At 62.7% G+C, this 12,551-nt stretch carries 15 protein-coding genes; 13 read left to right on the top strand and 2 right to left on the bottom strand.

Translation table 11 applies throughout. The annotated features are described in order from the left end of the window. The 12 genes from WB785_RS18395 to WB785_RS18340 all read left to right on the top strand — a co-directional run. The coding region (locus tag WB785_RS18395) for an L-threonylcarbamoyladenylate synthase (protein WP_424080729.1) at window positions 1-525 on the top strand (525 nt) is incomplete at its 5' end. Window positions 526-537: 12 nt separating this feature from the next. Continuing rightward, a complete protein-coding gene (gene rfe / locus WB785_RS18390) occupies window positions 538-1,734 on the top strand; it encodes a UDP-N-acetylglucosamine--decaprenyl-phosphate N-acetylglucosaminephosphotransferase (RefSeq protein WP_424080728.1) in 1,197 nt (398 codons plus the stop codon). A 224-nt stretch (window positions 1,735-1,958) separates the two neighbouring features. Further along, window positions 1,959-2,408 (top strand): ATP synthase subunit I, encoded by a 450-nt coding sequence (locus tag WB785_RS18385; RefSeq protein ID WP_424080727.1) that lies wholly within the window; start codon window positions 1,959-1,961, stop codon window positions 2,406-2,408. Beyond that, window positions 2,401-3,186 carry a F0F1 ATP synthase subunit A gene (atpB, locus tag WB785_RS18380; RefSeq protein WP_424080726.1) on the top strand — a complete coding sequence of 262 codons (786 nt, stop codon included), beginning with the start codon at window positions 2,401-2,403 and terminating at the stop codon, window positions 3,184-3,186. The genes WB785_RS18385 and atpB overlap by 8 nt, the downstream gene beginning before the upstream one ends. A gap of 75 nt (window positions 3,187-3,261) precedes the next feature. Next, window positions 3,262-3,507, top strand: coding sequence for a F0F1 ATP synthase subunit C (locus WB785_RS18375; protein ID WP_331516282.1), 246 nt, complete (start codon window positions 3,262-3,264; stop codon window positions 3,505-3,507). Between the two features lie 9 nt (window positions 3,508-3,516). After that, window positions 3,517-4,029 (top strand): F0F1 ATP synthase subunit B, encoded by a 513-nt coding sequence (locus WB785_RS18370; RefSeq protein ID WP_424080725.1) that lies wholly within the window; start codon window positions 3,517-3,519, stop codon window positions 4,027-4,029. Window positions 4,030-4,034: 5 nt separating this feature from the next. Further along, window positions 4,035-5,375: a F0F1 ATP synthase subunit B/delta gene (locus WB785_RS18365; protein WP_424080724.1), complete on the top strand. Its 1,341-nt coding sequence runs from the start codon at window positions 4,035-4,037 to the stop codon at window positions 5,373-5,375. A 38-nt stretch (window positions 5,376-5,413) separates the two neighbouring features. Continuing rightward, complete coding sequence (gene atpA, locus WB785_RS18360) at window positions 5,414-7,069, top strand: F0F1 ATP synthase subunit alpha (RefSeq protein ID WP_424080723.1); 1,656 nt, start codon at window positions 5,414-5,416, stop codon at window positions 7,067-7,069. Window positions 7,070-7,075: 6 nt separating this feature from the next. Further along, window positions 7,076-7,999 (top strand): F0F1 ATP synthase subunit gamma, encoded by a 924-nt coding sequence (locus WB785_RS18355; protein WP_424080722.1) that lies wholly within the window; start codon window positions 7,076-7,078, stop codon window positions 7,997-7,999. A 24-nt stretch (window positions 8,000-8,023) separates the two neighbouring features. Further along, entirely contained in the window at window positions 8,024-9,475 is a 1,452-nt protein-coding gene (gene atpD, locus WB785_RS18350) for a F0F1 ATP synthase subunit beta (protein ID WP_424080721.1), read from the top strand. Between the two features lie 15 nt (window positions 9,476-9,490). Further along, a complete protein-coding gene (locus WB785_RS18345) occupies window positions 9,491-9,856 on the top strand; it encodes a F0F1 ATP synthase subunit epsilon (protein WP_424080720.1) in 366 nt (121 codons plus the stop codon). A 12-nt stretch (window positions 9,857-9,868) separates the two neighbouring features. Next, a complete protein-coding gene (locus tag WB785_RS18340) occupies window positions 9,869-10,312 on the top strand; it encodes a DUF2550 domain-containing protein (protein ID WP_424080719.1) in 444 nt (147 codons plus the stop codon). A gap of 9 nt (window positions 10,313-10,321) precedes the next feature. Here WB785_RS18340 and WB785_RS18335 read toward each other — a convergent pair whose 3' ends face one another. Next, window positions 10,322-10,912 (bottom strand): cob(I)yrinic acid a,c-diamide adenosyltransferase, encoded by a 591-nt coding sequence (locus WB785_RS18335; RefSeq protein ID WP_424080718.1) that lies wholly within the window; start codon window positions 10,910-10,912, stop codon window positions 10,322-10,324. Window positions 10,913-10,983: 71 nt separating this feature from the next. On the opposite strand from WB785_RS18335, the gene murA reads away from it, so the two are divergent. Further along, window positions 10,984-12,237: a UDP-N-acetylglucosamine 1-carboxyvinyltransferase gene (gene murA, locus WB785_RS18330; RefSeq protein WP_424080717.1), complete on the top strand. Its 1,254-nt coding sequence runs from the start codon at window positions 10,984-10,986 to the stop codon at window positions 12,235-12,237. Between the two features lie 17 nt (window positions 12,238-12,254). Here the strand turns inward: murA and WB785_RS18325 are convergent. Further along, window positions 12,255-12,551: hypothetical protein (locus WB785_RS18325; protein ID WP_424080716.1), on the bottom strand; the 297-nt coding region annotated here is incomplete at its 5' end.

The following is a 12,551-nucleotide window of genomic DNA, read 5'->3' as shown; positions in this document are numbered from 1 at the left end:
GCTTTCGACAGCGCGGCGGTGGCCGCACTGCTGTCGGCGAAGGGTCGCGGCCGCGACATGCCAGTGCCGGTGCTGGTTGGCTCCTGGCACACCATCGAGGGTCTTGCCCTGATGGTGCCCCAGGCAACGCGTGATCTGATCCGTGCGTTCTGGCCGGGCGCGCTGAGCCTGGTGGTCCGGCAGGCGCCGTCGCTGCAGTGGGACCTCGGCGATGCCCGCGGCACGGTAATGCTGCGGATGCCGCTGCATCCGGTAGCCATCGCGCTGCTGCGTGAGGTCGGGCCGATGGCGGTATCCAGCGCCAACATCTCCGGTCGTCCGCCGGCCGTCAACGCCGACGACGCGCGCGAACAGCTCGGCGACCGCGTCGATGTCTACCTCGACGCCGGTCCTTCCGCACAGCAGGCAGCCTCGACCATCCTCGACCTCACCGATACCCGACCACGCATCCTCCGACCCGGACCGATCAGCGCGGAAAGTATCGCCGCGGTGCTCGGCCTGGACGCCGCGAGTTTGACCGGCTGACCCGCGCGGCAATTGAATACAGACGTGGTGCAGTACAACCTGGCCGGCGGTCTGCTCGCCTTATCCGACCGTGGCGCCGGCGTTCCGTTGCGTGAGCTGGCGCTCGTCGGGCTCACTGCCGCGATCATCACCTACTTTGCGACGGGACCGGTGCGCCTGCTGGCGACCCGGCTCGGCGCGGTTGCCTATCCACGCGAACGCGATGTGCACGTGACGCCGACGCCGCGGATGGGCGGCCTGGCGATGTATCTGGGCGTCATCGCGGCGGTATTTCTCGCATCGCAGCTGCCCGCTTTGACACGCGGTTTCGTCTATTCCTCGGGCATGCCCGCGGTGCTGGTGTCCGGCGCGGTGATCATGGGCATCGGCCTGATCGATGATCGCTGGGGTCTGGATGCGCTGACGAAGTTCGCCGGTCAGATCACCGCGGCCAGTGTGCTGGTCACCATGGGGGTGGCCTGGAGCGTCCTCTACATTCCGCTCGGCGGCGTCGGCACCATCGTGTTGGACCAAGCCTCCTCGATCCTGCTCACGCTGGCGCTGACCGTGTCGATCGTCAACGCGATGAACTTCGTCGACGGTCTCGACGGGCTGGCCGCCGGGCTCGGACTGATCACCGCCCTGGCGATTTGCATGTTCTCGGTCGGCCTTCTGCGCGATCACGGCGGCGACGTCCTGTTCTATCCGCCGGCGGTCATTTCGGTGGTGCTTGCCGGGGCGTGCCTCGGCTTTCTGCCGCACAACTTCCATCCAGCCAAGATCTTCATGGGTGATTCCGGTTCGATGCTGATCGGCCTGATGTTGGCCGCCGCGTCGACAACGGCCGCCGGACCGATTTCGCAGAACGCTTACGGCGCCCGTGACGTGTTTGCTCTGCTGTCGCCGTTCCTGTTGGTCGTGGCAGTCATGTTCGTGCCAATGCTCGACCTGCTGCTGGCAATTGTGCGGCGTACTCGGGCGGGTCGTAGCGCCTTCAGCCCCGACAAGATGCACCTGCATCATCGGCTGCTGCAGATCGGTCACTCGCACCGACGCGTGGTGCTGATCATCTATTTGTGGGTGGGCATAGTCGCGTTCGGCGCCGCGAGCACAATCTTCTTCAACCCTCGCGATACCGCGGCAGTGATGCTGGGTGCCATCGCCATCGCGATTATCGCCACGTTGATCCCGCTGCTACGACGCCGTGACGACGTCTACGACGAGGAGTAGTAGGGTAGCCCGCAATGTGGTACGGTGCTGGTAGAACCCGAATAAACCTCGCGGGTTGCCGGCCACCGGCCATCGGATTCACCTCCGTTTGGACGGACGTACGACCGACAATGGGGAGTAGTCCCTTGGGTGATGCGAGTGCGCTGATTGCGCTCCGATACGCTCAACGGGCCACGCAACGTTCAACCAGGCAACTCCCCCCTAACGAGGACTGAGGTGCAGCAGTGACAACACCAGCGCAGGACGCGCCGTTGGTGTTTCCCTCGGTTGCGTTTCGGCCAATTCGCCTCCTCGCCATCTCGCTCGTACTGACGCTCGTGGCGGTCGCCGCCGCGGGTTCGCTCGGCCACCCAATGGTCGGTGTGTTCTTCGGCGTGGGACTCGTCTTGGGTTTGCTCAACGCCCTCGGCGTGCAGCGCTCGGTCGCGGCGATCACTGCCGAGGCGCACCCACTGAAGAAGAAGATGGCGATGAACTCGGCCAGCCGGCTGATGATCATCACCGTGATTGGACTGTCTGTCGCGTTCGTCTTCCGGCCCGACGGGCTGGGCGTGGTGTTTGGGCTTGCGCTGTTCCAGGTACTGCTGGTGGCATCGACGGCGCTGCCGGTATGGAAGAAGCTGCGTGACGGGGCTGCCGACGGTGCTGAAGGGATGGGACACAGCGATGACTGAGATGCTGCTGGCTGAGGGCGCCATCGAGGTCGGCCATCACGAGACGGCGCGGTTATTCGGTTTGACCGTCAATCTCGATACCGTAGCGTCCGCTGCCCTCGCCGCTGTCATCGTCATCGCGCTGGCATTCTTCTTGCGCGCCAAGGTCACCTCGAGCGGGGTGCCGGGCGGGGTGCAGCTGTTCTTCGAAGCGATCACCATCCAGATGCGCAACCAGATCGAATCCGCGATCGGGATGCGGATAGCGCCGTTCGTGTTGCCACTGTCCGTCACACTTTTCGTTTACATCTTGATCTCCAACTGGCTTTCGGTGCTGCCCGTGCAGTACACCGATAAGGCGGGTGGGAGTCCCAAAGAGCTGTTTGCCCCGCCGGCGTCGGACATCAACTACGTGCTGGCGCTGGCACTGTTTGTGTTCCTCTGCTACCACTTGGCTGGCATCTGGCGCAGCGGTCCCCTCGGATACCCCGCCAAGATCGTCAAGGGGCACGTGTGGGACACCCTGCCCAAAGTTGTCGGGGTTATCTTCTCGCCGATCAATGTGGTTGAAGAACTCGCCAAGCCGATCTCGCTGTCGCTCCGACTTTTCGGCAACATCTTCGCCGGCGGCATCCTGGTCGCGCTGATCGCGCTGTTCCCGCCGTATATCTTGTGGGCGCCGAACGCGATCTGGAAGGCGTTCGACCTATTCGTCGGTGCGATCCAGGCGTTCATCTTCGCGCTGCTGACCGTCTTGTACTTCAGTCAATCGATGGAGCTAGAAGGGGAACACGATTAGGACGGTGACAAAGTCCCGGCTTCCGCACCGCTACAGACCTGGTAGACCACTACCAAATATCAAGGAGGATAAGCAATGAACCCCACAATCGCTGCCGGCGCGCTCATCGGCGGTGGACTGATCATGGCCGGGGGCGCCATCGGCGCCGGTATCGGTGACGGTGTCGCCGGTAACGCACTGATCTCCGGTATCGCCCGCCAGCCCGAGGCGCAAGGCCGACTGTTCGTTCCGTTCTTCATCACGGTCGGTCTGGTCGAGGCCGCGTACTTCATCAACTTGGCCTTCATGGCGCTGTTCGTGTTCGCCACGCCGGTCAAGTAAATAGTCGAGATGGGTGACATGAGCGCTGTCGTCGTGGCTGCCGCCAGCCAGGCTGAGGGTAACTTCCTCATGCCCAACGGCACCTTCTTCGTTGTGCTGGTCATCTTCCTGATCGTGCTCGGCGTGATCGGCACCTTCGTGGTGCCGCCGATCATGAGGGTGTTGCACGAGCGCGAGAACATGGTCACCAAGACGTTGGCCGACAACAAGAAATCGGCCGAGCAGTTCGCCGCCGCCACGGAGGACTACGAGAAGGCGATGTCCAAAGCTCGGGTCAAGGCGTCGGCGGCCCGTGACGACGCTCGGGCAGACGGCCGCAAGGTGCTCGACGAAATGCGCAGCCGCGCCGAGGAAGAGGTTTCCACGACGTTGCAAAACGCTGCCGACCAACTCAAGCGCGACGGAGACGCGGTGGCCACTGATTTGCGCTCTCGTGTGGAAAGCATGTCCACGACCTTGGCCAGCCGCATCCTGGGCGTCGAGATCACCACGTCAGTCACCACTACCGGGTCAGGTCGGTAGGGAAGATGTCGACATTCATCGGGCAGCTGGTCGGCTTCGTCGCCATCGTGTTGCTGGTATGGCGTTATGTCGTGCCGCCGGTGCGCAAAATGATGACCGATCGGCAGAGCGTGGTGCGTCAACAGTTAGACGACGCTGCAGCTGCCGCCGATCGGCTCGCGGAAGCCAGCGAAGCCCACGACAAGGCCAAGAAAGACGCGAAGGCGGAGGCAAAGCGGATTACCGAAGAGGCTCAATCCGACGCCGAACGCATTGCCGAACAACTGCGGGCTCAGGCTGACGTCGAGGTCGAGCGCATTAAAGTCCAGGGCGCCAAGCAGGTCGAGCTGCTGCGTGGGCAGCTCGTCCGCCAGCTGCGGCAGGATTTCGGCGCCGAATCGGTGCGGCGGGCAGGCGAATTGGTCCGCGGCTATGTTGCCGACTCGGAGCAGCAGTCGGCTACGGTCGACCGCTTTCTCGACGGCCTGGACGCGATGGCGCCCACTGAGGCGGACATCGAGTACCCCGTCGCGGCGAAAATGCGTTCGGCCAGCCGGCTGGCGCTGGACGCGGTGATGAAGCGGTTCGGTGAGGTAGCCAAGAATCTAGAGGACCGCGGGCTATCAACGCTCGCGGACGAATTGGCGTCGGTCGCTGCGCTGTTGGACCGCGAGGCCGTCGTCACCCGATATCTCACCGTCCCGGCGGAGGACGCGGGACCCAGAGTCCGGCTGCTCGAGCGTCTGGTATCCGACAAAGTCGGCGAGCAGGCGCTCGACATCCTCAAAACGGCCGTCTCACAACGGTGGTCGGCCAGTGCCGATCTGGTCGCCGCTGTCGAGCTTGCGTTGCGACACGCCTTACTGATGCGCGCCGAACATGCCGGCACCATCGACGAAGTGGAAGACCAGTTGTTCTGGTTCAGCCGCACCCTGGATGCCCAGCCGCGCCTTTCCATATTGCTGGGTGACTACCAAGCACCGGCGGACAGCCGGGTCGAGTTGCTGCGCAACGTACTGAAAAATGCAAGCACCAGGGTCAATCCCGTCGCCGTTGACCTGCTCGCGAAGACAGTCGAGTTGTTACGAGGTCAACCGGTCGAGGTGGCCGTACTCACGCTGGCCGAAGTGGCCGTGGCCCGCCACGGCGAAGTCGTCGCACACGTCAAGGCGGCCGCCGAACTCAGCGACGCCCAGCGGGAACGCTTGGCCCAAGTATTAAGCCGGATCTATGGCCATCCGGTGAAAGCGCAGATGCAAATCGAACCAGAGCTGCTCGGCGGGCTCGCAATTTCGGTCGGCGACGAGGTCATCGACGGTACGCTTTCGTCGCGTCTCGCCGCCGCCCAAACTCAGTTGCCAGACTGACACACCACACCATCGACAAGCAGGAAGAACGAAAAGCCATGGCAGAGTTGACAATCTCCGCTGAAGACATTCAGGGCGCGGTCGAAGAATACGTTAGCTCCTTTACCTCCGACACCGCGCGGGAGGAGGTCGGCACGGTCGTCGACGCCGGCGACGGTATCGCGCACGTCGAGGGCCTACCGTCCGTGATGACCCAGGAGCTTCTTGAATTCCCCGGCGGGGTTTTGGGCGTGGCGCTCAACCTCGATGAGCACAGCGTCGGCGCGGTGATCCTGGGTGACTTTGAGAAAATCGAACAGAGCCAGCAGGTCAAGCGCACCGGCGACGTGCTGTCGGTGCCGGTTGGCGACGGGTTCCTCGGTCGGGTGGTCAACCCTCTCGGCCAGCCGATCGACGGCCGCGGTGACATCGAGTCCGACGAACGTCGGGCGCTGGAAATCCAGGCCCCCTCGGTGGTGCAGCGCCAGGGCGTCAAAGAGCCACTGCAGACGGGGATCAAGGCCATCGATGCGATGACCCCGATCGGGCGCGGACAGCGTCAGCTAATCATCGGCGACCGCAAGACCGGCAAGACCGCAGTGTGCGTGGACACCATCCTCAACCAGCGGCAGAACTGGGAAAGCGGTGACGAGGACAAGCAGGTGCGCTGCGTATATGTGGCCATCGGGCAGAAGGGCACCACAATCGCCGCCGTCCACCACACGCTGGAAGAGGGCGGAGCGATGGACTACACAACGATCGTCGCCGCGCCCGCATCAGACTCTGCTGGCTTCAAATGGCTTGCGCCATACACTGGTTCGTCCATCGCTCAGCACTGGATGTATCAGGGCAAGCATGTGTTGATCGTGTTCGACGACCTGAGCAAGCAGGCCGAAGCCTACCGGGCGATCTCGTTGCTGCTCCGCCGCCCACCCGGCCGCGAAGCCTATCCCGGTGACGTGTTCTACCTGCACTCACGCCTGCTGGAGCGTTGCGCCAAGTTGTCCGACGAGCTGGGCGGCGGTTCGTTGACTGGGCTGCCCGTCATCGAGACCAAGGCCAACGACATCTCGGCCTACATCCCGACCAACGTCATCTCCATCACCGACGGGCAGTGCTTCCTGGAGTCCGATCTGTTCAACCAGGGTGTCCGGCCCGCGATCAACGTTGGTGTGTCGGTCTCCCGTGTCGGCGGTGCGGCGCAGATCAAGGCGATGAAGGAAGTCGCCGGTTCGCTGCGCCTGGATCTGTCCCAGTACCGCGAGCTGGAATCGTTCGCGGCGTTCGCTTCCGATCTCGACGCAACGTCCAAGGCGCAGTTGGAGCGCGGTGAACGGTTGGTCGAGCTGCTGAAGCAACCGCAAAACCAGCCGGTGCCGGTTGAGGAGCAGGTGGTCGCAATCTTCCTCGGTAGCGGTGGTCACCTTGACTCAGTCCCAGTTGAAGACGTGCGGCGCTTCGAAACCGAGTTCCTCGACCACATCCGGGCTTCCGAGGAAGGCATCCTCTCGGACATCCGGGAATCCCAAAAACTGTCGGAGGAGACGGAAGACAAGTTAACCAAAGCGGTCAAGGACTTCAAGAAGGGCTTCGCGGCCACCGGCGGTGGCTCGGTGGTGCCCGACGAGCACGTGGAAGCCCTCGACGAGGAAAAAGTGGCGAAAGAAGCTGTGCAGGTTCACAAGCCCGCGCCACCGGAGCAGAAGAAGAAGTAATAGAGGATGGCTGCCACACTTCGCGAACTGCGGGGCCGGATCCGTTCCGCCGGGTCGATCAAAAAGATCACCAAGGCACAGGAAATGATCGCGACGTCGCGTATCGGCAAGGCGCAGGCCCGGCTCGAGGAGGCCCGGCCCTACGCCACCGAGATCACCAACATGCTCACCACCCTGGCCGAGGAAGCCGCGCTGGACCATCCATTGCTAGTCGAGCGCCCGGAGCCGAAACGGGCTGGCGTGCTGGTGGTCTCGTCGGACCGTGGCCTTTGTGGCGCATACAACTCCGGCGCCTTCCGCCGAGCCGAAGAGCTTTTCTCGCGGCTGCGAGAAGACGGCAAAACGCCGGTGCTCTACACCGTCGGGCGTAAAGCACTGGGCTACTACTCATTCCGAAACTGGGACATCAGCGAGTCGTGGACGGGCTTTTCGGAACGACCTAGCTACGAAGATGCGACCAAGGTGGCCGAGACACTGGTGGACGCCTTCATGGTCGGGGTAGAGAACGACAGTGAACCTCAGGGGCAAGACGCCCCTGAGGGTGTCGATGAGCTGCACATTGTCTACACCGAGTTCAAGTCGATGATGTCGCAGTCGGCGGAAGCACACCGCATTGCACCGATGGTTGTGGAGTATGTCGAGGACGACCGGGAACCGCACACGTTGTACTCATTCGAGCCGGATGCGACGACGCTTTTCGACTCGCTGTTGCCGCGGTACCTGACGACCCGCGTATATGCGGCGCTGCTCGCGTCGGCTGCATCGGAGTTGGCATCGCGCCAACGGGCAATGAAGTCGGCTAGCGACAACGCCGACGATCTCATCAAGGACCTCACCCTTCAGGCCAACCGTGAGCGGCAGGCCCAGATCACCCAGGAAATCAGCGAAATCGTCGGTGGCGCAAACGCGCTCGCCGACGCCGCCGGATAAGCCACACCAGGAAGCGAAAAAGATATGGCTGCTACCACTCAAAAGTCCAAGAGTTCCAAGCGCACCGACACCAACGGCCGCGTCGTGCGGGTTACCGGACCGGTCGTCGACGTTGAATTTCCGCGTGGTTCCGTACCGCAGCTGTTCAACGCTCTGCACGCCGATGTCACGTTCAAGGCGCTCGCCAAGACATTGACGCTGGAGGTCGCGCAGCACCTCGGCGACAACCTGGTCCGCACCATCTCGCTGCAGCCAACCGATGGGCTGGTGCGTGGCGTCGAGGTTATCGACACCGGAGACTCGATCTCGGTTCCGGTCGGTGACGGTGTCAAGGGCCACGTGTTCAACGCGCTCGGCGACTGCCTGGACGAGCCGGGCTACGGAAAAGACTTCGATCACTGGCCCATTCACCGCAAGGCACCACCGTTCGACGAGCTGGAGCCGCGCACCGAGATGCTCGAGACGGGTCTGAAGGTTGTCGACTTGCTGACGCCTTACGTGCGCGGTGGCAAGATCGCGCTGTTCGGCGGTGCCGGCGTGGGCAAGACGGTTCTGATTCAGGAGATGATCAACCGCATCGCCCGAAACTTCGGTGGTACTTCGGTGTTCGCCGGTGTGGGGGAGCGCACCCGCGAGGGTAATGACCTGTGGGTCGAGCTCGGCGAAGCCGACGTACTCAAGGACACCGCACTGGTGTTCGGTCAGATGGATGAGCCGCCCGGCACCCGTATGCGAGTGGCCCTGTCGGCGTTGACGATGGCCGAGTACTTCCGCGATGAGCAGGGCCAGGACGTTCTGTTGTTCATCGACAACATCTTCCGATTCACCCAGGCCGGATCCGAGGTATCTACACTGCTCGGCCGAATGCCTTCGGCGGTGGGATATCAGCCCACGCTCGCCGACGAAATGGGTGAGCTTCAGGAGCGAATCACCTCGACCCGTGGCAAGTCCATCACTTCGATGCAAGCCGTGTACGTGCCCGCCGACGACTACACCGACCCAGCGCCGGCGACGACGTTCGCACACCTGGACGCCACCACCGAGCTGTCCCGCAACGTATTCTCCAAGGGCATCTTCCCTGCGGTGGACCCGCTGGCGTCCAGCTCGACCATCCTGGACCCCTCGGTGGTCGGCGACGAGCACTATCGGGTGGCACAGGAAGTGATTCGGATCCTGCAGCGCTACAAGGACCTTCAGGACATCATCGCGATTCTGGGTATCGACGAGCTATCGGAAGAGGACAAGCAACAGGTCAACCGGGCGCGACGCATCGAGCGGTTCCTGTCGCAGAACATGATGGCGGCCGAGCAGTTCACCGGCCAGCCAGGTTCCACCGTGCCGCTGAAGGAGACCATCGAGGCTTTTGACAAACTCACCAAGGGCGACTTCGACCATGTGCCCGAGCAGGCATTCTTCCTGATCGGCGGAATCGACGACTTGGCGAAGAAGGCCGAAAGCTTCGGCGCCAAGCTGTGATGAATCGAGTTTGAGATGGCCGAGATGAAAGTGGAGATCGTGGCCGTCGACCGGAAAATCTGGTCGGGTGAGGCGACGTTCGTCTTCACCCGTACCACCGTTGGCGAGATCGGCATCCTGCCACGGCATATCCCGCTGGTAGCGCAACTGGTTGACGACGCCATGGTTCGTGTCGAACGTGACGGCGAGAAAGATCTGCGCATCGCGGTGGACGGCGGCTTTATGTCGGTGACCGAGGAAGGCGTGAGCATCCTCGCTGAATCCGCGGAGTTCGAATCGGAGATCGACGAGTCTACGGCGAAACAAGATTCCGAGTCAGACGATCCTCGGGTCGCCGCCCGGGGGCGAGCCAGACTGCGCGCTGTCGGCGCGCTCGACTAGCGGGCCGCGCCGATGAGCACGCTCATGATTACCATGGTCGTGCTCGTCGCCGTGTTGGGAATTGCCGTCGTCGCCTTGAGTTATCGCTTGTGGAAGCTGCGTCAGGGCGGGACCGCGGCGATCATGCGGGACATCCCCGCTGTCGGGGGCCATGGTTGGCGCCACGGCGTGATCCGCTACCGGGGTCGTGATGCCGCCTTCTACCGATTGTCCAGTGTTCGGCTATGGCCGGATCGCCGGCTCAACAGGCGAGGTGTGGAGATGGTGTCGCGGCGTTCGCCACGCGGTGACGAATTCGACATCATGACGGAAGAGATCATCGTGTTGGAACTGCGCGACACGATGCAAGAGCGAAGGGCGGGTTATGAAATCGCCCTGGACCGCGGCGCTTTGACCGCTTTCCAGTCGTGGCTGGAGTCACGTCCTTCGCCGCGCGCGCGCCGCCGCAGCGTCTGATCTTCAGCTTTACTTCTTGGGCTGGCTGGCCTGTCCGCCGCCCGGTTGCCACAGCACGTCGCCGCCAGGGTTGGCCAGTCGGCACAAGATAAACAGCAAGTCGGACAATCGGTTTAGATACTTAGCGGGTAGCGGGCTGACATCCGATGGGTGCTGGTCGATCGCAGACCACGCCGAACGCTCTGCACGTCGCACCGCAGTGCGAGCGACATGCAGGAGCGCGGAAAGCGGTGAACCGCCAGGGAGCACAAAGGAGTTCAGCGCAGGCAGGCCCTCGTTGAACTCGTCACACCACGTCTCGAGTCGATCGACGTATGACTGCGTGATGCGCAACGGAGGATGCTTGGGATTCTCCACAACTGGTGTCGAGAGATCCGCGCCGGCATCAAACAGGTCGTTCTGGATTTGCCGTAAGACATCTGTCAGTTGTTGCTTCGGGTGTCCTAGCGCGATCGCCACACCGATCGCCGAGTTGGCTTCGTCGCAGTCGGCGTAGGCCACCAACCGCGCGTCGTTCTTGGAGACCCGCGAGAAATCGCTTAAGCCGGTGGTGCCGTCGTCGCCGGTGCGGGTATAGATGCGAGTCAGGTGTACCGCCATGACTAAAAACCGTACCGCTCGGACCGCCATGCCGACTGACAGGGCGAAACCGCTTCACTAAACTAACCCGGGTGGCCGAGCGATTCGTTGTGACCGGTGGCAGCCGGTTGTCAGGCGAAGTCGCTGTTGGCGGGGCGAAGAACAGCGTTCTGAAGTTGATGGCTGCAGCCCTTCTCGCCGAAGGCACCAGCACGATCACCAACTGCCCCGACATTCTTGACGTCCCGCTGATGGCCGAGGTGCTGAGGGGCCTGGGTGCCACGGTCGAACTGTCTGGCGCAACCGTACGCATCACCTCCCCGGACGAGCCGAAATACGACGCAGACTTTGCCGCAGTGCGCCAGTTCCGAGCCTCGGTCTGCGTCCTCGGCCCCCTGGTCGGCAGGTGCAAGCGAGCCAAAGTCGCACTGCCAGGCGGTGACGCCATCGGGTCACGTCCGCTGGATATGCATCAGGCGGGGCTGAGGCAACTGGGAGCTGTCTGCAATATCGAGCACGGCTGTGTCGTCGCCCAGGCAGATGCCTTGCGGGGAGCGGAGATTCAGCTGGAGTTTCCGTCAGTCGGAGCCACCGAGAACATCCTGATGGCCGCGGTGCTGGCGGAAGGCGTCACCACGATTCACAATGCAGCGCGCGAACCCGACGTGGTGGACCTGTGCACGATGTTGAACCAGATGGGTGCTCAGGTCGAAGGTGCGGGCTCGCCCACGATGACGATCACCGGTGTCCCGCGGCTGTATCCGACCGAGCATCGCGTCATCGGCGACCGGATTGTGGCGGCCACCTGGGGCATCGCCGCGGCGATGACCCGTGGTGACATCACGGTGACCGGGATCGATCCGGCGCACCTCCAGGTCGTCCTGCACAAACTGCACGACGTGGGCGCCACGGTCACCCAGACCGACGACAGTTTCCGGGTGACGCAGTACGAGCGCCCGAAGGCCGTCAATGTCGCAACGCTGCCGTTCCCCGGGTTCCCGACGGATCTGCAGCCGATGGCGATCGGCCTGGCTTCGATTGCCGACGGCACATCGATGATTACCGAGAACGTATTTGAGGCACGGTTCCGCTTTGTCGAGGAGATGATCCGCCTCGGCGCCGACGCCCGCACCGATGGGCACCATGCCGTCGTGCGAGGCCTGCCGCAACTGTCGAGTGCACCCGTGTGGTCATCGGACATCCGCGCCGGCGCCGGCCTGGTGTTGGCCGGGCTGGTGGCCGACGGCGACACCGAGGTGCACGACGTGTTTCACATCGACCGCGGCTATCCGCTGTTCGTGGAAAATCTGAGCAGTCTCGGAGCCGAGATCGAGCGCGTAGAATAGTTGCGACATAACAACTCTCACCGATCCTGCGCGGAACGGTGGCGAGTTGACCGCCCCTGTGCCGCGGAGTATAGTGGCAGGGTTGCCTGTTCACGGGTGTTGTTTGAGAACTCAATAGTGTGTTTGGTGGTTTTGTTTTTGTTGTTGTTTTTTTGCCGCGTTTCGACGCCCCGTGTTGGGACGTGGTTTTTTGATGCCAGTTTTTGGTGTCTTGCTTTGGTCAGATTTTCTCTGATTTGAATTCTTTCTCTATTTTTGTGAGTGGTTTTTGTTTGGAGATTTTGATCCTGGCTCAGGACGAAAGCTGGCGGCGT

The organism is Mycobacterium sp. (assembly GCF_049585075.1).
In the GTDB taxonomy this organism is placed as follows: Bacteria; Actinomycetota; Actinomycetes; order Mycobacteriales; family Mycobacteriaceae; genus Mycobacterium.
Note: the sequence above shows the minus strand (reverse complement) of the source record. Positions and strands in the feature narration are given on the sequence as shown.